This window comes from Streptomyces sp. NPDC048825, assembly GCF_043198355.1.
In the GTDB taxonomy this organism is placed as follows: domain Bacteria; phylum Actinomycetota; class Actinomycetes; order Streptomycetales; family Streptomycetaceae; genus Streptomyces; species Streptomyces xiangluensis.
Genome location: NZ_JBICUR010000001.1, coordinates 1,141,870 through 1,161,750, shown reverse-complemented (window position 1 = coordinate 1,161,750; position 19,881 = coordinate 1,141,870). Strand labels below are relative to the sequence as shown.

Here is a 19,881-nt window from a genome sequence, read left to right as displayed (position 1 = left end):
GCCAGATCTGGAAGCACCGCAAGGTGTGGAGGTGACTGGTACTAATAGGCCGAGGGCTTGTCCTCAGCTGCTCGCGTCCACTGTGTTGGTTCTGAAACCACGAACAACCCCGTTGCCGGGCCACGGCAACGGTGCGGGTGTTCCACAGTTTCATAGTGTTTCGGTGGTCATAGCGTGAGGGAAACGCCCGGTTACATTCCGAACCCGGAAGCTAAGCCTTACAGCGCCGATGGTACTGCAGGGGGGACCCTGTGGGAGAGTAGGACACCGCCGAACTAAATGTAAAAAAGCCCCCGTGCCATTCGGCACGGGGGCTTTTTGCGTTAAAGACGTCCCGCTGCCTTGAGAGCCAGATAAGCGTCCGCCAAAGCCGGAGGAAGGTCGTTCGGCGTTGCGTCCACGACCGTGACGCCATGGCGGATGAGTTGCTCGGCGGTGCGATGGCGTTCTGTCTGAGCCTGGGCTGCGGCAGCGGCTTCGTACACGGCATCGCTGTTTCCCCTTGCCGTGGCCATGTGCTCTATGTGCGGGTCGGCTACTGAGGCAACCAGGACTGTGTGGCGCTGGGTGAGGCGGGAGAGTACAGGAAGCAGGCCCTCCTCAATGGGGGCCGCGTCGAGGCTGGTGAGGAGCACGATCAGGGAGCGGCGTGGGGCTGTGCGGAGGGCGGTGGCGGTGAGGCCGCGTGCATCCGTCTCGATGAGTTCCGGTTCGAGGCGGGCCATGGCGTTCACCAGGGAGGGGAGGACATCGCCCGCGGCTCGGCCCTGCACTTGGGCGCGTACCCGGCGGTCGTACGCGAGAAGATCCACGCGGTCGCCGGCTCGGGATGCGAGGGCGGCCAGGAGCAGTGCCGCGTCCATGGAGGCGTCGAGGCGTGGGGCGTCGCCCACGCGGCCCGCCGAGGTACGGCCTGTGTCGAGGACCAGCAGGATGTGGCGGTCGCGTTCGGGGCGCCAGGTGCGTACGGAGACCGTCGTCTGCCGGGCGGTGGCGCGCCAGTCGATGGAGCGGGTGTCGTCCCCGGGAACGTATTCGCGGAGGCTGTCGAATTCGGTGCCCTCGCCGCGGGTCAGGGCACTGGTGCGGCCGTCGAGTTCTCGCAGGCGGGCCAGCTTTGACGGGAGGTGCTTGCGGCTGGTGAACGGGGGCAGGACGCGTACGGTCCAGGGGACGTGGTGGGTGCCCTGGCGGGCGAAGAGGCCGAGAGGGCCGAATGAGCGGATGGTGACGCGGTCTGCCTGGCGGTCGCCGCGGCGGGTGGGGCGCAGACGAGTCGTGATCCGGCGGCGTTCGCCCGGGGGGATCGTCAGTCGGTGACGGGATGCGGTGACTTCCGTGCCGGGCTGCCAACTGCTGGGGGGCCAGGCGTCGCGGATACGGGCGCGTAGGGGGCGGGCGGTCGGGTTGGTGACTGTGAGGGTGACATCGGCGGCTTCGCCCAGGCGTACCGAGGTGTCTCCGGAGCGGGTCAGGCCGAGGCGGCGTACGGGTGCGGCCAGGGCGAAGTCGCAGGCGCAGGCGAGGGCCAGGGGGATGTTCACGGCGAGGATGCCTGTCCAGCCGGGTTCCCAGATGCCGACGGGGAGGGTGCCGAGGGCCGCGAGGAGGGCGGCGCGTCCGGTGAGTGCCATCAGCGGGGTACGGGGACGTGGGCGAGGATCGCGTTGATCACGGAGTCGGCGGTCACGCCTTCCATCTCGGCCTCGGGGCGGAGCTGGACCCGGTGGCGGAGGGTGGGGAGCGCGAGGGCTTTTACGTCGTCGGGGATGACGTAGTCGCGGCCGGTCAGCCAGGCCCAGGCGCGGGCGGTGGCCAGGAGCGCCGTCGCACCGCGGGGGGAGACGCCGAGGGTGAGGGACGGGGACTCGCGGGTGGCGCGGCAGACGTCCACCACGTAGCCGGTGATTTCAGGGGAGACCGCTGTTTTGCCGACTGCCGCGCGGGCGGCTTCCAGGGCGGCGGGGCCGGCTACGGGCCGTACGCCGGCCGCGCGCAGGTCGCGCGGGTTGAAGCCCTCGGCGTGGCGGGTGAGGACGTCGATCTCGTCCTGGCGGGAGGGCAGCGGGATTGTCAGCTTGAGGAGGAAACGGTCCAGCTGGGCTTCGGGGAGGGGGTATGTGCCCTCGTACTCGACCGGGTTCTGGGTCGCGGCGACCAGGAAGGGTTCTGGGAGGGGGCGCGCGGTGCCGTCGACCGTGACCTGGCGCTCCTCCATCGCTTCGAGGAGCGAGGACTGGGTCTTGGGCGGGGTGCGGTTGATCTCGTCGGCGAGCAGGAGGTTGGTGAAGACCGGGCCGGGCTGGAAGGAGAACTCGGCGGTGCGGGTGTCGTAGACGAGGGAGCCTGTGACGTCGCTGGGCATCAGGTCCGGGGTGAACTGGACACGCTTGGTGTCGAGTTCGAGGGCGGACGCGAGGGCGCGTACGAGCAGCGTTTTGGCGACGCCGGGAACTCCTTCGAGCAGCACGTGTCCGCGGCAGAGGAGGGCGACGACGAGGCCGGTCACGGCGGGGTCCTGGCCGACCACGGCTTTGGCGATCTCGGCGCGCAGGGCCTCCAGGGAAGCCCGGGCGGCGCCCGGATCCCCGGTGTGCGCGGCGTTGTCAGTGGTCGGGTCCATCATGAACGGCGTACCTCTCTTTCGAGGGCGTCGAGTTGGTCGGCGAGGTGGATGAGGGCTGCGTCGTCGCGGGGCGGCGGGCCGAAGAGAAGAGAGTGCGGGGACGACTGTCCGTCGCCATGGAGGCGGGCGGACAGGGCGGGGAGCAGGGCTTCGGGCGCGTGCGCCTGGGCGGGCGACAGGCCGACGAGGGGGGCGAGGCGGGTGCGGGTGGTGGAGCGCAGAGCTGCGGCGGCGCGGTCGCGGGCGTTGGACTTGCGGTAGAGGCGGGCGCGGCCTTCGACGGTCTCGGAGGCGCGGATCGCGACGGGGAGCCGTTCGGAGACGAGCGGACCGAGACGGCGGGCACGCCAGAGGGCGGCCAGGGCTGCGGCGATGAAGAGCTGCAGGCTGCCCCAGAGCCAGCCGGAGGGGATCAGGTCGAAGAAGCTGCGGTCGCCGACGTCGGTGGCCGAGTCGTCGGAGAGCGAAGGGAGGTACCAGACCAGGTGGGGGCGGGAGCCGAGCAGTTGGAGAGCGAGCGAGGCGTTGCCCTGCTCGTCGATGCGGTCGTTGTGGAGGATGTCGGGGGCACCGAGTACGACGGTGTCGCCGTCCCCTTCGGGCGCCGGGACGCGCAGCAGGGTGGGCAGACCGTCGCTGAGGTAACAGGAATCGGTATCGGGCGCGGTCGTCGTGTAGCGGATGCCACCGGTGTCGGCGGTGCCCGCTCGCTGGGCGGCGGGCAGGGCGCAGTCGGGCGGGAGCGTGGAGTCGTAGCTCGGCGTGGGGTCGGCGGTGATCCCGGGGGCGAGGCTGCCGACGGACGGGATGCCGGGCGCGACGAGGACGGTGCGGCCTCCGGAGTTGGTGAACGCCGAGTGGAGCCGGGTCTGCTGGCGGTCCGTGAGCAGGTCCGGGGCGGCAACCAGGAGGGTGGTGTCGGGGCCGGCGGCGTTGCGGGCGTCGTCCAGGGTGGTGACCACGCGGGTGGACACGCCGCGGTCGGCGAGGAGTTCGGCGACGGCGCGGCTGCCGTTGGGGTCGACGGAGCGCGGGTCGAGGCTGCCGTGCTGGGCGTCGGAGCGGACCGCGGCGATGGCGATCGCGGCCACGAGGAGGATCAGGAGCCCGAGCAGGACACCGCGCGCGCGGGTCCACACCTGGCGAGCGGTGGGGGAGGCCGAGGTGGTGGACGGAAGGGTGGCCTCGGTGGTCATTCGGCGGCCCCATGGCGCGTGCTGTGGGCCGTGCTGTGTGTGCTCGGGGTGCTGCTGCTCACGAGGACAGGCTTTGTGCGTTCCACGTCGCGGTCGAGCTCGGTGAGGCGCTGGTACGCCTGGGGCGTGGCCGTTCGTCCGCCATACGTGACGTCGTCGAAGTCCCGGGCCGCGGCGCTCAGCCCGTCCGTGTGGGACGGGAGCGTACGGCCTGCCTCGGCGGCTGCCTCGTCGGCGGTGCGGCCGGGGCGGGGCTCGAGCAGGGCGCGCTCCTCCAGGGAGCGCACGACAGCGCGCATGCGCTCCTGGACGGCCTGGCTCCAGTGCCCCTGGGCGGCGTGGCTGTCGGCGGCGGCCCGGTGCTCGGCAGCGCTGCGCGGCCGGTCGTCGAAGAGCGGGGCGGCCGATGTGTGGCCGCGCCTCGGAGTGCCGAGTCGCCACCACAGGGCGCCGATCAGCGCCGCGGCCGCCAGCGCGATGACTACGAGGCCGAGTGCGCCGCCCGGGGTAGCGCCGGAGGCTGCGCTGAACAGCTTGTCCAGCCACTCCCAGAAGGCATTCAGGGCGCGCTGGAACCAGCCGGGGTCGTTCTCGTGGTACATCCGCTTGGACAGCTCGCGCCGGGCTGCCTCCCGCGCGGGGTCGCGCGGGATCGTCACCGGTGGTTCGTCGGCCGCGCGTGGCAGCACGAGTACGGCCGCGGCGCCGGAGCCCGGCAGCGCGAGCACCCCTGTGAGAACACCCCCCGACAGGCTCACCGCATCAGCTCCCCGGGTTGGTGCCAGGGGCGTCGGAGCCGTAGCCCTGGACGCCGGCGGCGCGGGCCAGGTCGAGGTCGAGGGCCTCGCGGCGGATGCGCTGGTCGATGTACAGGAGCACGGCGACACCCGCGGTGATCGGGAACGTGAGCATCGACCCGATCACCGAGCCGATCCCACTGACGATGAGGAACGTCCAGCCGAGGTCCGCGGTGCCGCTGTTGAGGAGGCCGCTGACACCGCCGCCGCTCAGGGTGGCGGCGAGGAAAGCGAACGGGATCACGATGATCGAGGCGACGACGTTCGCGATGATCGTGGCGAGCAGTTGGATGCCGAAGACCCGCCACCAGGAGCCGCGGACCAGCTTGGCGGAGCGGCTCACGGACTTCAGGATGCTCTGCTTCTCCAGCATCAGGGCGGGCGAGGCCAGCGAGAAACGGACCATCAGCCAGATCGCGACCACACCCGCGGCCATGCCGCCGAGGACGGCGAGTGCGACACCGCCGTCGCCTCCGCCGGCGAGGGCAACCAGGACACCGGGCACCGTGCCGATGGCGACGACCGCGACGCCGATGAGCGGGAGCAGGAAGGTGAGGCCGAAGAGTTTTGCCAGTTGGGGGCGGGCGTCGCGCCAGGCCTCGGCGGTGGTCACCGACTTGCCGAGCACGGCGCGGCTGGTCACGGTCGTGAGCAGGGCGGTCGCGACGATGGTGCCGAGCAGCGTGATCAGCAGGATGACGCCGGAGCTCAGCAGGGTGTCGCTCAGGGCGCGGGTGAGTTCGCCGACGGTGGCGCTCGGGTCGTTGAGGGCGTCCGAGCTCGCGGTGTCGTCCAGGACGAAGCCCTGGAGCAGCACCACGACGATCTCTGTGAAAACGGCGACGGTCAGCGAGATGCCGAGGACCGTGCGCCAGTGCGTACGCATGGTCGACACGGCGCCGTCGAGGATCTCGCCGACGCCGAGCGGGCGGAGTGGGATCACGCCGGGCTTGGCGGCGGGCGGAGGACCTCCCCAGCCGCCTCCCCACCCGGGGTGGCCGCCGGGACCGGGGCCGTAGCCACCGCCGTATCCGCCGGGACCGCCGTATCCGGGGCCGCCGGGGGGCTGTCCGCCCCAGCCGGGGCCGGGCGGAGGTGGAGGGGGGGCCTGGGCCGGGCTGCCCTGGGAGCCGCTGGGGGCGGACCACTGGCCGGGCGGGGGCTGCTTCTTGGACCACTTCGCGCCTGGGCCGGACGGGTCGGGCGCGGGCTGTGCCGGCTGATCCGTGGGCTCTGGGGCAGCGGGCCGGTCCGCGGGCTCGGCCGGGCCGGAAGCGCTCGGCTCTCGACCGTCCTGCCCGTCGGAGGGGGCAGATCCGGGCGATGCCCAGCCCGGAGTGTCTTTCATCGTCGCTCCTTCACGGTGCCCGTCCGCGGTTGCGGCGGCAGGTTGGCAGCCATCGTGCCACGGTGCGCCCGGGAAGTGACTGGCCCCCGTATGGGCTGCACACCTTCAATTGTCCGCCCTGTACGGGGCAGACTGGGCGGATGGACGATCAGTACGTGCATATCCGCGACGACAACGCGCCCACCGAGATTCCGGCGATCCGGTGGGATGAACCGCCGGAAGGCTCCGTACTGGTCCTTCTCGACCAGACGCGGCTGCCGGCCGAGGAGGTCGAGCTGGTGTGCACCGACCCTCCGGCGCTGGTGGAGGCGATCCGCACACTCGCTGTGCGCGGAGCGCCGCTGCTGGGTATCGCCGGGGCGTACGGGGTCGCGCTCGCCGCCGTGCGCGGGTTCGACGTGGACGACGCTGCCGACGCGCTCGCGAGCGCTCGGCCCACCGCGGTGAACCTCGTGCACGGCGTGCGCAGGGCCCAGTCGGCTCATCGTGCCGCCCTGGCCGGCGGCAGTGACCAGGAGCAGGCCGCTGAGGCCGCGCTCGCTGCCGCTCGCGCCCTGCACCAGGAGGACGCCGAGGCCAGCGGACGCATGGCCGAGCACGGTCTGGCGCTGCTCGACGAACTGCTGCCCGGCGGCAATCACCGGATCCTGACGCACTGCAACACCGGGGCGCTGGTGTCCGGCGGGGAGGGCACGGCGTTCGCCGTCGCGCTCGCCGCGCACCGGGCCGGACGGCTGCGCAGGCTGTGGGTGGACGAGACGCGGCCGTTGCTGCAGGGTGCTCGCCTGACGGCGTACGAGGCGGCGCGCAACGGGATGGCGTACACGCTGCTCACGGATAGCGCAGCGGGGTCGCTGTTCTCGGCGGGGGAGGTGGACGCGGTGCTGGTCGGGGCGGACCGGATCGCGGCCGACGGTTCGGTGGCGAACAAGGTGGGGAGCTACCCGCTCGCGGTGCTGGCCCGGTACCACCACGTACCGTTCGTCGTGGTGGCGCCTGTGACGACGGTGGACCCCGACACCCCGGACGGGGCGTCCATCGAGGTCGAGCAGCGCGCCGGTCATGAGGTGACCGAGCTCATCGCACCCCAGGTGCCGGTGGCGGGAGCGGAAGCGGGAGGCGGGATTCCGGTGGCACCCCTGGGGACCCAGGCGTACAACCCGGCGTTCGACGTGACGCCGCCCGAGCTGGTGACGGCGATCGTCACCGAGGAGGGCGCCGTTTCGCCCGTCACGGCGGAGGCGCTTGCCGAGCTGTGTGCCAGGTCACGCCAGGTAACGATTTAGTTAATGGGATGATGGCATTCATGAAGGGACGAGTCCTTGTCGTCGATGACGACACCGCACTGGCCGAGATGCTCGGCATTGTGCTGCGTGGTGAAGGTTTTGAACCGTCTTTCGTAGCCGACGGCGACAAGGCGCTGGCCGCATTCCGTGAGACCAAGCCCGATCTGGTGCTGCTCGATCTGATGCTGCCGGGGCGGGACGGTATCGAGGTGTGCCGCCTGATCAGGGCGGAGTCCGGCGTACCGATCGTGATGCTCACGGCGAAGAGCGACACCGTCGATGTGGTGGTCGGGCTCGAATCGGGCGCTGATGACTACATCGTGAAGCCGTTCAAGCCGAAGGAGCTGGTGGCGCGGATCCGGGCGCGGCTGCGGAGGTCGGAGGAGCCGGCGCCCGAGCAGCTCGCCATCGGCGACCTGGTCATCGATGTGGCCGGTCACTCCGTGAAGCGGGACGGGCAGTCGATCGCGTTGACGCCGCTGGAGTTCGACCTGCTGGTGGCGCTGGCCCGCAAGCCGTGGCAGGTGTTCACGCGTGAGGTGCTCCTCGAGCAGGTGTGGGGCTACCGGCACGCGGCGGACACCCGCCTTGTCAATGTTCATGTACAGCGGCTTCGTTCCAAGGTCGAGAAGGACCCGGAGCGGCCTGAAATCGTGGTGACTGTCCGTGGCGTCGGTTACAAGGCCGGACCCAGCTGACGTGTCCCGGGACAGTGCCGCTTCGGCGCCCGGTCAGCCGGGCAGCCGCTCGCGGCCTGTCGGCCGGAGGGCGGCGAGCTCCTTGTGGGCTCGGTTCAGCGAGGGCTGGCTGTTGCAGGGCGGGGTCCAGGGCAGCCCCGTCCTGAGGCTGTTCATGCGCTGGGTGCGCCGTCCGCTGCTGCCCGTCATGCGGCTGTGGCGGCGCAACATCCAGCTCAAGGTCGTCGTCACGACGCTGCTGATGTCGCTGGGCGTGGTCCTGCTGCTCGGCTTCGTCGTCATCGGGCAGGTGCGCAACGGCCTGCTGGACGCCAAGGTGAGGGCTTCGGAGAGCCAGGCCACCGGTGGGTTCGGTGTGGCCAAGCAGCGGGCGGACGCGGCTGCGAGTGCCGGGGGCGACGACGGGTCGAGCACGGACGAGCGGCCCGTCCAGAACATCAGCGCGTGGCTGAGCGACCTCGTGGAGTCCCTCTCCAGTGGCGGCCAGGGCGCCTTCGACGTGGTCACGCTCAGCTCCTCCAGCGCGGTCGCCGGCGCGGACAGCGGTGGGCGCGGCCCGCGTTCGTCGGGCGGCGTCGATCCGGCGACGAGTGTGCCGGAGGATCTGCGCCGCCGGATCGACGAGAGCATGCTCCCGGCCCAGAGCTACACCCGCATCGTCTACAAGACCGGCCAGGACTCCCACCCGGGGCTGGTCATCGGCAAGCAGGTGAACGACCCGAACGGTGACCCGTACCAGCTGTACTACCTCTTCCCGCTCACACAGGAGGAGAAGTCGCTCAGCCTGGTCAAGGGGACGCTCGCCACGGCCGGACTGTTCGTCGTGGTGCTGCTGGGCGCGATCGCCTGGCTCGTGGTGCGGCAGGTCGTCACGCCCGTACGGATGGCCGCGGGGATCGCCGAGCGGCTGTCCGCCGGGCGCCTTCAGGAACGTATGAAGGTCACCGGCGAGGACGACATCGCGCGGCTCGGCGAGGCCTTCAACAAGATGGCGCAGAACCTTCAGTTGAAGATCCAGCAACTGGAGGACCTGTCGCGGATGCAGCGGCGGTTCGTGTCCGACGTGTCACACGAGCTGCGTACGCCGCTGACGACCGTGCGGATGGCCGCCGATGTCATCCATGACGCGCGCGTGGACTTCGATCCGGTGACCGCGCGGTCGGCCGAGCTGCTCGCGGACCAGCTGGACCGGTTCGAGACGTTGCTCGCGGATCTGCTGGAGATCAGCCGGTTCGACGCGGGCGCGGCGGCCTTGGAGGCCGAGCCCATAGACCTGCGTGAGGTCGTACGCCGGGTGGTGAGCGGGGCCGAGCCGCTCGCCGAGCGCAAGGGCACGCAGATCAAGGTCGTCGGCGATCACCAGCCGGTGGTCGCCGAGGCCGACGCTCGGCGGGTGGAGCGGGTACTGCGGAACCTCGTCGTCAACGCCGTGGAGCACGGCGAGGGCAAGGACGTGGTGGTCAGGCTCGCCGCCGCGGGCGGCGCGGTCGCGGTCGCGGTGCGCGACTACGGAGTGGGGCTCAAGCCCGGCGAGGCGACCCGCGTGTTCAGCCGCTTCTGGCGGGCCGACCCGGCACGCGCGCGTACGACCGGTGGTACGGGCCTTGGGCTGTCCATCGCCCTGGAGGACGCGCGGCTGCACGGCGGCTGGCTGCAGGCGTGGGGCGAGCCGGGCGGCGGCTCGCAGTTCCGCCTGACGCTGCCGCGGACCGCGGACGAACCGCTTCGGGGCTCGCCGATACCCCTGGAGCCCAAGGACTCCAGGCGCAACCGCGGGCTGAACGAAGCGGGGCTGCCCCTCAATGGCACACAGAAACTCGCCACGGTGCCGGCCCAGTCGCACGGCGAGCGCGGAGTACCGCCGATGCCGCCGCGGGCGCCGGTGGCACCGCGGCTGGCGGGCGCGGTGGATCCGGCGGCGCTGCCCGGCAACGGCGCGCGTGTGGTGCCGCGGCCCGCGGCGGAGGTGCGTGCGGTGGCCACGGCGCCCGCGGAGGACGGGGAGCGCGAAGAGCCCGGGGAGGCGCCGTCCGAGGGTGGCGCGGGAACCGGCGAGGGGCCTGATCAGTTGAAGCAAGGGGAGGGAACTCGTGGGCGCTGACCGCGATCGCGGTGGCCGACGGCGTCCGATGCGGGTGGTGACGTACGTCGGCTGTGGAGCCGTACTGCTGGCCGGGTGCGCCTCGATGCCGGACAGTGGGGATCTGCGTGACGTCGAGGCTTCGCAGCGGCCGGACGCACAGGTCCGGGTGTTCGCGATGCCGCCGCGGGAGAACGCCCAGCCCGAGGAGATCGTGCAGGGCTTCCTGGAGGCGCTGACCAGCGACGAGCCGGAGTTCGACACGGCGCGCAAATACCTCACCGAGGACGCCTCGAAGAACTGGCAGCCCGAGCGCTCGACGACGGTGCTCGCGGATGGGCCGACCGCACTGGCCCAGCACAGCGGCAGCAGGGAGGCCACCGGCGACTACGCGTACGCGCTGACCGGTGACAAGGTCGCCGAGGTGGACCAGCAGTTCGCGTACGAGCCCGCCGAGGGGGCGTACGAGGAGACGTTGCATCTCACGGAGCAGAAGGGGCCGGACGGCAGCAAGCAGTGGCGCATCGACGTGCTGCCGCAGGGCGTGGTGCTCGGCAACTCCGACTTCCAACGCCGCTACGTCTCCGTCAACAAGTACTACTTCGCGTCGAACTCGCCGAGCGCCGAGCGGCTCGGGACCGTGGCCGATCCGGTCTATGTGCGCCAGCAGGTCGACCCCGTGACTCAGATGGTCAAGGCACTGCTGAACGGGCCCACCAGCTGGCTCAAGCCGGTCGTCAGGTCCCGCTTCCCCACCGGTACGGCGCTGAAGAAGGGCGTCAAGACGCTGACGCCCGACGACCAGAACAGGCTGAGGGTGCCGCTGAACAAGAAGGCCGAGGGTGTCGGGCAGACCCAGTGCGCCGAGATGGCGGCCCAGCTCATCTTCACCCTGAAGGACCTGACGCCCACGGGCATCGACGAGGTCGAACTGCAGCGCCCCGACGGCTCACAGCTGTGCGCGATCAAGGAGGGCGACGCCGAGATCATCGCCTCGCACGGCATGGGGCAGCGTGTCCAGTACGAGTACTTCATCGACGGCGAGAAGCGGCTCGTACGGATACCCGCCGGCATACCCGCCGGCAGCGAACAGGAGGCCGAGCCGGTGCCCGGAGCACTTGGCGCGGGCGACACGGCGCTGCGTACGGCCGCCGTCTCGCGGAACGAGGAGAGTGCGGCGGGGGTCTCGCTGGACGGGCGCTCGCTGTACGTGGGGTCGCTCGCGTCCGGTGCTTCGCTCGGGGACCCCGTGCTGCAGAGCAGGGCCAAGTCGGTGGAAGACGGGCTGACGACGCCCAGCTGGGACGAGGGCGGCGACCTGTGGGTGGCCGACCGGGACCCGAAGAACTCGCGGCTGTTCCTGCTGGAGGAGGGCCGGGGTGAGCCGCTGGAGGTCAGGACGCCCGGGATCGAAGGGCGGATCGAGGCGGTGCGGGTGGCCGCCGACGGCGTGCGGATCGCGTTGATCGTGGAGGAGGACGGCAAGACCTCGCTGCTCATGGGGCGGATCGAGGGGCAGAACGGACCGGATGGACGGCCTGTCGTCACGATCCACGACCCGCGTTCGGTCGCACCACAGCTGGAGGAGGTCACGGCCATGTCCTGGGCCGGGGACAGCCGCCTGGTCGTGGTCGGCCAGGAGGAGGGCGGCGTGCAGCAGATCCGGTACGTCCAGGTCGACGGCTCCACTCCGGTCGGCGCGCCGCCTTCCGCGCTCACGGGTGTGGAGGAGATCGCCGCCTCCGACGACGAGCGGCTGCCGCTGGTGGCGCACTCCGAGGACGGGATTGTGCGGCTTTCGTCCGGTGCGCAGTGGCAAAAGGTGGTCAAGACGGGGACGGCGCCGATTTATCCGGGGTAGGCCCGCAGCTGTCACAGGGAGTTATCCACAGGGGTGGCTCGACGACTCGGGCGTTGGCACAGTGGTGGGCATGCGCGGGTGGTGGCAGGACCTCACCGACCTGGTGCTGCCGGCCGAATGCGGAGGCTGCGGGAGGGCACGTGCGGTGCTCTGTCCGGCGTGCCGTACGCGCCTGATGGGGGCCGCGCCGCGCCGGGTGCGACCGGTGCCCGAGCCGCCGGGGCTGCCGGTGGTGCATGCGGCGGCTCCCTACGAGGACGAAGTGCGGGCGGCGCTCCTCGCCCACAAGGAACGGGGTGCGCTGGTGCTCGCAGGGCCGCTGGGAGTGGCGCTTGCAGGTGCGGTGCGGGCGGGGCTCGCGTCCGGTGGCGGGCCCGGGGCGCCGGTGCTGCTCGTTCCCGCCCCTTCCGCACGGCGGGCGGTGCGGGCGCGGGGGCACGACCCGGCGCGGCGGATCGCGCTCGCGGCGGCGGGCGAGCTGCGGCGTGCGGGGACGCCGGCCCGGATGCTCGCAGTGCTCCGGCAGCGACGTGCCGTGGCAGACCAGTCGGGGCTCAACTCCCGGCAGCGGCTGGACAATCTGGCCGGCGCCCTGGAGGTGGCCGCCGGGGGCGCCCGGCTGCTGGCCGAAGGCGGCCGGACCGTACTCGTCGACGACCTGATGACGACGGGCGCGTCCTTGGCGGAGGCGGCGCGGGCGCTGCGCGCCGCTTTTGAGGACGTGGGAGACGTGCCACAAGCGGTGGCGGGAATGGGCGGCCCGAACGGCACCGGAGACATGCTCAGTGCGGCTGTGGTCGCAGCGTCTCCGTCATCTTTCGAAACAAACTGGAACTGACTGGGAAGTTGCGTCGTTGCAGGTAGCGAGAGGTTCAATTCGCTGGAATGGAGGTACCCCGCGGTAGAGGGTGACGACATCCGTCCGAGCGAGATATGTTCGGTTCTGAGGGAATGGCGGGTTGCTGTCCCCCTATATCGGATTGCCATGCTGGGGGTTTCTGCAATCACCCGCGGCGGTGGGGTGGAGATCTTGCCCACGGGGGAGGAGGAGGTGGAGTCACCAAGTCCGAGGCTCTGGGACTTGCCGGAGCCTGGTGCAAAAAAGGGAGTTGCTCCGCACCGATGCGGAGCGATCCGGGAACGGAGTTCTGCGTGGACATCGTCGTCAAGGGCCGCAAGACCGAGGTGCCAGAGCGGTTCCGCAAGCACGTGGCCGAGAAGCTGAAGCTGGAGAAGATCCAGAAGCTCGATGCCAAGGTGATCAGCCTCGACGTCGAGGTGTCCAAGGAGCCGAACCCGCGACAGGCCGACCGGTCCGACCGAGTGGAGATCACGCTTCACTCCCGCGGCCCGGTGATCCGGGCGGAGGCAGCGGCCAGTGATGCATATGCGGCGCTCGACCTGGCGGCGGACAAGCTGGAAGCCCGGCTGCGCAAGCAGCACGACAAGCGCTACACGCGCCGTGGTGCCCGTCGGCTCACGGCAGCTGAGGTCGCCGACCACGTTCCGGGTGTGGCGACACTGAACGGGAACGGCAAAACCGTCCACGAGGAAGAGCCCGAAGGAGTGCCGACCAAGAAGATCGGCTCCCTCGAGGTGAAGGGCGAAGGCCCCCTCGTCGTGCGCGAGAAGACTCACGTCGCCTCCCCGATGACCCTCGACCAGGCTCTCTACGAGATGGAGCTGGTCGGGCACGACTTCTATCTGTTCGTCGACTCCGAGACGAAGGAACCGAGTGTCGTATACCGGCGGCACGCATACGACTACGGCGTCATCCACCTCAGCACGGACCCGATGGTCGCCCAGGCGCAGAAGCCCTCGACGGGCGGGATGCTGGGCGGCTGACGCCGCCCGATGAGCTCCCCCAGCCTCGGGCCGGGGGACCCCCAGTCGGTGCCCCTGGAGTGCGTGTGCGCCCCCAGGGGCACCGGTGCGCGACCCCTCGGGGCCCGCTACGTCACCAGACTGTCGTCCGGGCATGAAATCATGGCCGCACCGGGCCCCAACCGGTGGGCCGTTGCCTTGGGTTGGCGATGGCACAGGAACACAGGCCACGGCCTTCAGGGGGAGGAACGATGGCGGACAGCTTCGGACCGATGCAGGACGAAGACGCCGACGACGGCGTCGTCGGCATGGGCCCGGACGCGGGCTCTGGCTCGAATGCCGGCTCCCCACGCAAGGAGCCGATCCGGGTCCTTGTCGTGGACGACCATGCCCTTTTCCGCCGCGGCCTGGAGATCGTGCTCGCCGCCGAGGAGGACATCCAGGTCGTCGGGGAGGCGGGTGACGGGGCCGAGGCGGTCGACAAGGCCGCCGACCTGCTGCCCGACATCGTGCTGATGGACGTAAGGATGCCCAAGCGCGGCGGTATCGAGGCGTGCACATCCATCAAGGAGGTGGCCCCCAGCGCGAAGATCATCATGCTGACGATCAGCGATGAGGAGGCCGACCTCTACGACGCGATCAAGGCGGGCGCGACCGGCTATCTCCTCAAGGAGATCTCCACGGACGAGGTGGCCACGGCCATTCGCGCCGTCGCGGACGGGCAGTCACAGATCAGCCCGTCGATGGCGTCCAAGCTGCTCACCGAGTTCAAGTCGATGATCCAGCGCACCGACGAGCGGCGGCTGGTGCCGGCACCTCGGCTCACTGATCGTGAGCTGGAGGTTCTCAAGCTGGTCGCGACCGGGATGAACAACCGGGACATCGCCAAGGAGTTGTTCATCTCAGAGAACACCGTGAAGAACCATGTGCGGAACATCCTGGAGAAGCTGCAGCTGCACTCCAGGATGGAGGCCGTGGTGTACGCGATGCGGGAGAAGATTCTCGAGATCCGCTAGGCGCTCCGCGGGGAGCGGGACAAGGGGGGTGGGAAGCTGCGGGGCGTGTGTGACTGGTCGCTCGCCCACTCTTGGCATCTCCCCCACTCTCGGCTCCGTTCGAGCGGAGGGGGACCCCCATGAGCGGGGGGACCCCCATCGCGGCGGAGCCGCATGTGTCAAAGCCCCGCGCCCATTACAGCGCGCTGGTCAGCTCTCTCGTCAGCGGCTCGCGCAGTTCCGGTGCGTCCACCCTCTCCACGCGTACGTCCGTGCAGTCCACCCAGCTTGCTGCCTCGACGAGAGCTTGGGCCACCGCAGGAACCGCCTTCGGGCCGTCGAGGGTTATCTGCTTGGCCACCAGTGTCCGGCCCTCGCGGGCGGGGTCCACACGGCCGACGAGGTGGCCGCCGGCGAGGACCGGCATCGCGAAGTAGCCGTACACCCGCTTCGGTTTGGGGACGTAGGCCTCCAGGCGATGGGTGAAGCCGAAGATCCGCTCCGTGCGGGCCCTCTCCCAGATCAGCGAGTCGAACGGGGACAACAGCGTCGTACGGTGGCGGCCGCGCGGCGTGGTCTCCAGGGCCGCCGGATCTGCCCAGGCGGGCTTGCCCCAGGCCTCGACGGTCACCGGGACCAGTCCGGAGTCCGCCATCACCGCGTCGACCTGCTCGCCCTTGAGGCGGTGGTAGTCGGCGATGTCCGCGCGCGTGCCGACGCCCAGCGCCTGGCCCGCGAGCCGGACCAGACGCCGCAGGCACTCGGTGTCGTCCAGCTCGTCATGGAGCAGCGTGTCGGGGACGGCGCGCTCGGCGAGGTCGTACACCCGCTTCCAGCCGCGCCGCTCGACGCACACGACCTCGCCGTACATCAGCGCGCGCTCGACGGCGACCTTCGTGCCCGACCAGTCCCACCACTCGCTGGTCTTCTTCGCGCCGCCCAACTCCGTGGCCGTAAGGGGGCCTTCGGTTTTCAGCTGCTTGATGACCTGGTCGTACGTGCCGTCCGGGAGCTCGTGGCCCCAGTGCGGGCGGGCGCGGTAGGCGCGGCGGCGGAAGGCGAAGTGGGGCCACTCCTCGATGGGGAGGATGCAGGCGGCGTGCGACCAGTACTCGAAGGCGTGGGGTCGTGCCGGAGGCGCGCCCGCGGATGCGGTGGTCCAGTAGGCCTTGTCCACCGTCTTGCGGCCGACGGCGCCGAGTCGGGCGTACGGGATGAGTTCGTGGGAGCGGGCGAGGACCGAGATCGTGTCGAGCTGGACCGCTCCCAGGTGCCGCAGCACACCGCGCACGCCGGCCTTGCGGTCGGGAGCGCCGAGGAATCCCTGGGCGCGCAGGGCGATACGGCGGGCCTCGTCGGCGGAGAGTTCGACGGTGGGGCGAGGGAGACTCGTCATGGCCCGCACGATAGGCCGTGCCACTGACAATCGGACCTGGCCTGCGACTATCGCCTCCGGAAGCGCCGGGTATCGGGCAACCGCGACTCAGGTCCGCTGTGGAGCCGGCAGGTACGGTGCCGTCGACGGCAGCCCCAGATCGGACGGGAGCAGGGAGCCGACCCAGCAGTCGCGGCGAACGCCCTTGTTGTTGATGCCGGAGCGAAGGACGCCCTCGACGGCGAAGCCGGCGCGTTCGGCGACCGTACGGGAACCCGTGTTGCCGACCTCGGCCCGCCACTCCACGCGGTCGACCGCCCGGTCCGTGAAAGCCCAGCGGGACGTGGCGACCACGGCCTCGGTGATGTAACCGTTGCCCCGGTACTGCTTCGTCGCCCAGAAACCGATCTCGCCGACACCCAAGGAACGCATGGTGAGGCCGACCGTGCCGACGAGTTCGCCGGCGGCCGGCAGGAAGACGCCGAACGTGAACATCGACGAGTCCGCCCATCCGTCGGGCACTATCTGCTCGGTGAAGCCCGCCGCGTGCTCTCGCAGATAGGGCGAGGGGATCGGGATCCAACGCTGGATGTCGGGGTCCTGACAGGCGTCGTACACGGCGTCGGTGTCGTGCGGTCCCACCGGGCGCAGCAGGAGACGCTCCGAGGTCAGTGTGACGGGGTCCATTGCCCGATTCTGCTCGGCGTTCCCCGAGGAAGCCATCTTTTTGCCCTGTGTGAAGGGGCGGTTACTTTTCGTTGCATCGACGCGGCACCTTCCGCAACTCCCGTCCGTTGTCCTAGTGGCTGTCACGGGCAGACCTCCCGGCGCGGCGGGGTCCTCGCTTACGATGGCCGTTGCTCAATCTGTGATTCGAAACTGTTGTTGAACCCGACCGTCCGGCCCGACCGGCAAGGAGACAAACCCCCGTGTCCGTCCTCTCGAAGATCATGCGTGCAGGCGAAGGCAAGATCCTGCGCAAACTGCACCGCATCGCGGACCAGGTCAACTCCATCGAAGAGGACTTCATCGACCTCTCCGACGCCGAGCTGCGGGCCCTCACCGACGAGTACAAGGAGCGGATCGCCGAGGCGCTTGCCGACGAGCCCGACGAGTCGAAGCACGACGCAGTCCTGACGAAGGCTCTCGACGACCTGCTCCCCGAGGCGTTCGCGACCGTCCGCGAGGCCGCCAAGCGCGTTCTCGGCCAGCGCCACTTCGACGTGCAGATCATGGGCGGAGCCGCGCTCCACCTCGGCTATGTCGCCGAGATGAAGACCGGTGAGGGCAAGACCCTGGTCGGCACCCTGCCCGCGTATCTCAATGCGCTGTCCGGCAAGGGCGTGCATCTGATCACGGTCAACGACTACCTGGCCGAAAGCCAATCCGAGCTGATGGCCCGCGTCCACAAGTTCCTGGGCCTGTCGGTCGGCTGCATCCTGGCCAACATGACGCCGGCCCAGCGCCGCGAGCAGTACAACTGCGACATCACGTACGGCACGAACAACGAGTTCGGTTTCGACTACCTGCGCGACAACATGGCGTGGTCGAAGGATGAACTGGTGCAGCGCGGCCACAACTTCGCGATCGTCGACGAGGTCGACTCCATCCTCGTCGACGAGGCCCGTACGCCGCTGATCATCTCCGGCCCGGCCGACCAGGCCACCAAGTGGTACGGCGACTTCGCCAAGCTGGTCACGCGCCTGAAGAGGGGCGAGGCGGGCAACACCCTCAAGGGCATCGAAGAGACCGGTGACTACGAGGTCGACGAGAAGAAGCGCACCGTCGCCATCCACGAGCCCGGCGTCACCAAGGTCGAGGACTGGCTGGGCATCGACAACCTCTACGAGTCGGTGAACACCCCGCTGGTGGGCTACCTGAACAACGCCATCAAGGCCAAGGAGCTCTTCAAGAAGGACAAGGACTACGTCGTCATCGACGGCGAAGTCATGATCGTCGACGAGCACACCGGCCGTATTCTCGCCGGCCGCCGCTACAACGAGGGCATGCACCAGGCGATCGAGGCGAAGGAAGGGGTGGACATCAAGGACGAGAACCAGACGCTCGCCACGATCACCCTGCAGAACTTCTTCCGCCTCTACGACAAGCTCTGCGGCATGACCGGTACGGCGATGACCGAGGCCGCCGAGTTCCATCAGATCTACAAGCTCGGTGTCGTGCCGATCCCGACCAACAAGCCGATGATCCGCGCGGACCAGTCGGACCTGATCTACCGCACCGAGGTCGCCAAGTTCGACGCGGTCGTCGACGACATCGCCGAGAAGCACGAGAAGGGCCAGCCGATCCTCGTCGGCACGACGTCGGTCGAGAAGTCCGAGTACCTCTCGCAGCAGCTCAGCAAGCGGGGCATCCAGCACGAAGTGCTGAACGCGAAGCAGCACGACCGTGAGGCGACGATCGTCGCCCAGGCCGGCCGCAAGGGCGCCGTCACCGTTGCCACGAACATGGCCGGACGAGGTACGGACATCAAGCTCGGCGGCAACCCCGAGGACCTCGCCGAGGCGGAGCTGCGCCAGCGTGGACTCGACCCCGAGGAGCACATCGAGGAGTGGGCCGCGGCGCTGCCCGCAGCCCTGGAGAGGGCCGAAAAGGCGGTGAAGGCCGAGTTCGAGGAGGTCACGGACCTCGGCGGCCTTTACGTCCTCGGCACCGAACGGCACGAGTCGCGTCGTATCGACAACCAGCTGCGTGGTCGTTCCGGCCGTCAGGGCGACCCGGGCGAGTCCCGCTTCTACCTCTCCCTCGGTGACGACCTGATGCGGCTGTTCAAGGCCCAGATGGTCGAGCGAGTGATGTCGATGGCGAACGTCCCGGACGACGTGCCGATCGAGAACAAGATGGTCACGCGCGCGATCGCCTCCGCCCAGTCGCAGGTCGAGCAGCAGAACTTCGAGACCCGGAAGAACGTCCTCAAGTACGACGAGGTCCTCAACCGGCAGCGCGAGGTCATCTACGGAGAGCGGCGCCGCGTCCTGGAGGGCGAGGATCTGCAGGAGCAGATCCAGCACTTCATGAACGACACGATCGACGCGTACATCGACGCCGAGACCGCCGAGGGCTTCTCCGAGGAGTGGGACCTGGACCGGCTGTGGGGCGCCTTCAAGCAGCTCTACCCGGTGAAGGTCACCATCGAGGAGCTCGAGGAGACGGTCGGCGACCGCGCGGGCCTCACCGCCGAGTTCATCTCCGAGTCCATCAAGGACGACATTCACGAGCAGTACGAGGCACGTGAGGCGCAGCTCGGCTCCGAGATCATGCGGGAGCTGGAGCGCCGGGTCGTGCTCTCGGTCCTGGACCGCAAGTGGCGCGAGCACCTCTACGAGATGGACTACCTCCAGGAGGGCATCGGCCTGCGTGCGATGGCCCAGAAGGACCCGCTGGTCGAGTACCAGCGCGAGGGCTTCGACATGTTCACCGCCATGATGGACGGCATCAAGGAGGAGTCCGTCGGCTACCTGTTCAACCTGGAGGTCCAGGTCGAGCAGCAGGTCGAGGAGGTCCCGGTCGAGGACGCGAAGCCGTCGCTCGACAAGAAGGAGGACGCTGTGCCCGCGGGTGCGCGTCCGGAGATCCACGCCAAGGGGCTCGAGGCCCCGCAGCGGCCGGACCGTCTGCACTTCTCCGCGCCGACCGTGGACGGCGAGGGCGGTGTCGTCGAGGGCGACTTCGCCAGTGACGAGGAGCCGGTGCGCTCCGAGTCGGACGGCCTCACGCGCGCGGAGCGCCGCAAGCAGCAGAAGGGCCGGCGCCGCAAGAAGTGACGGTTCGCTCCGC

The 19,881-nt window shown here is 69.9% G+C and carries 15 protein-coding genes and 1 rRNA gene; 9 read left to right on the top strand and 7 right to left on the bottom strand.

The genetic code is table 11. The features are described 5' to 3' along the window. Positions 1-159 precede the first annotated feature (159 nt). Positions 160-276 (top strand): 5S ribosomal RNA (gene rrf, locus ACGFNK_RS05325). A 47-nt stretch (positions 277-323) separates the two neighbouring features. Here the strand turns inward: rrf and ACGFNK_RS05320 are convergent. From ACGFNK_RS05320 to ACGFNK_RS05300, 5 genes are read right to left on the bottom strand one after another with little or no spacing between them, the layout of a single operon-like run. Beyond that, the gene (locus tag ACGFNK_RS05320; protein ID WP_393412108.1) at positions 324-1,634 is read right to left on the bottom strand and encodes a DUF58 domain-containing protein; all 1,311 of its coding nucleotides are present in this window, start codon (positions 1,632-1,634) and stop codon (positions 324-326) included. Beyond that, positions 1,634-2,623, bottom strand: a complete 990-nt coding sequence (locus tag ACGFNK_RS05315; RefSeq protein ID WP_393412106.1) for an AAA family ATPase — start codon at positions 2,621-2,623, stop codon at positions 1,634-1,636. The genes ACGFNK_RS05320 and ACGFNK_RS05315 overlap by 1 nt, the downstream gene beginning before the upstream one ends. Next, positions 2,623-3,822, bottom strand: a complete 1,200-nt coding sequence (locus tag ACGFNK_RS05310; RefSeq protein WP_393412104.1) for a DUF4350 domain-containing protein — start codon at positions 3,820-3,822, stop codon at positions 2,623-2,625. Before ACGFNK_RS05310 ends, ACGFNK_RS05315 begins: the two co-directional genes overlap by 1 nt. Next, on the bottom strand, positions 3,819-4,580 hold the full coding sequence (locus ACGFNK_RS05305) for a DUF4129 domain-containing protein (RefSeq protein WP_393412102.1): 762 nt from the start codon (positions 4,578-4,580) through the stop codon (positions 3,819-3,821). Before ACGFNK_RS05305 ends, ACGFNK_RS05310 begins: the two co-directional genes overlap by 4 nt. Before the next feature lie 4 nt (positions 4,581-4,584). Next, positions 4,585-5,967: a hypothetical protein gene (locus ACGFNK_RS05300; RefSeq protein ID WP_393412100.1), complete on the bottom strand. Its 1,383-nt coding sequence runs from the start codon at positions 5,965-5,967 to the stop codon at positions 4,585-4,587. Between the two features lie 140 nt (positions 5,968-6,107). On the opposite strand from ACGFNK_RS05300, the gene mtnA reads away from it, so the two are divergent. The 7 genes from mtnA (at position 6,108) to ACGFNK_RS05265 (ending at position 14,732) form a co-directional block, all read left to right on the top strand. Then, entirely contained in the window at positions 6,108-7,253 is a 1,146-nt protein-coding gene (gene mtnA, locus ACGFNK_RS05295; RefSeq protein ID WP_393412098.1) for an S-methyl-5-thioribose-1-phosphate isomerase, read from the top strand. A gap of 8 nt (positions 7,254-7,261) precedes the next feature. After that, positions 7,262-7,951, top strand: coding sequence for a two-component system response regulator MtrA (gene mtrA / locus ACGFNK_RS05290; protein WP_187822996.1), 690 nt, complete (start codon positions 7,262-7,264; stop codon positions 7,949-7,951). 1 nt (position 7,952) lies between these two features. Then, complete coding sequence (gene mtrB, locus ACGFNK_RS05285) at positions 7,953-10,052, top strand: MtrAB system histidine kinase MtrB (protein WP_393412096.1); 2,100 nt, start codon at positions 7,953-7,955, stop codon at positions 10,050-10,052. Beyond that, a complete protein-coding gene (locus tag ACGFNK_RS05280; protein WP_393412094.1) occupies positions 10,042-11,892 on the top strand; it encodes an LpqB family beta-propeller domain-containing protein in 1,851 nt (616 codons plus the stop codon). The genes mtrB and ACGFNK_RS05280 overlap by 11 nt, the downstream gene beginning before the upstream one ends. A 70-nt stretch (positions 11,893-11,962) precedes the next feature. Then, the gene (locus ACGFNK_RS05275; protein ID WP_393412092.1) at positions 11,963-12,730 is read left to right on the top strand and encodes a ComF family protein; all 768 of its coding nucleotides are present in this window, start codon (positions 11,963-11,965) and stop codon (positions 12,728-12,730) included. A gap of 314 nt (positions 12,731-13,044) precedes the next feature. Beyond that, complete coding sequence (gene hpf / locus ACGFNK_RS05270; protein ID WP_386351926.1) at positions 13,045-13,737, top strand: ribosome hibernation-promoting factor, HPF/YfiA family; 693 nt, start codon at positions 13,045-13,047, stop codon at positions 13,735-13,737. A gap of 230 nt (positions 13,738-13,967) precedes the next feature. Beyond that, positions 13,968-14,732 carry a response regulator gene (locus ACGFNK_RS05265; RefSeq protein WP_386351929.1) on the top strand — a complete coding sequence of 255 codons (765 nt, stop codon included), beginning with the start codon at positions 13,968-13,970 and terminating at the stop codon, positions 14,730-14,732. Between the two features lie 175 nt (positions 14,733-14,907). On the opposite strand, the gene ACGFNK_RS05260 is transcribed toward ACGFNK_RS05265, so the two are convergent. Both ACGFNK_RS05260 and ACGFNK_RS05255 read right to left on the bottom strand, forming a co-directional pair. Continuing rightward, complete coding sequence (locus tag ACGFNK_RS05260; protein ID WP_393412090.1) at positions 14,908-16,107, bottom strand: winged helix-turn-helix domain-containing protein; 1,200 nt, start codon at positions 16,105-16,107, stop codon at positions 14,908-14,910. 87 nt (positions 16,108-16,194) lie between these two features. Continuing rightward, positions 16,195-16,773, bottom strand: coding sequence for a GNAT family N-acetyltransferase (locus ACGFNK_RS05255; protein ID WP_393412088.1), 579 nt, complete (start codon positions 16,771-16,773; stop codon positions 16,195-16,197). A 242-nt stretch (positions 16,774-17,015) separates the two neighbouring features. Here ACGFNK_RS05255 and secA point away from each other — a divergent pair, with 242 nt between their 5' ends. Next, positions 17,016-19,868, top strand: a complete 2,853-nt coding sequence (gene secA / locus ACGFNK_RS05250) for a preprotein translocase subunit SecA (RefSeq protein ID WP_393412086.1) — start codon at positions 17,016-17,018, stop codon at positions 19,866-19,868. The last annotated feature ends 13 nt before the right edge of the window (positions 19,869-19,881 follow it).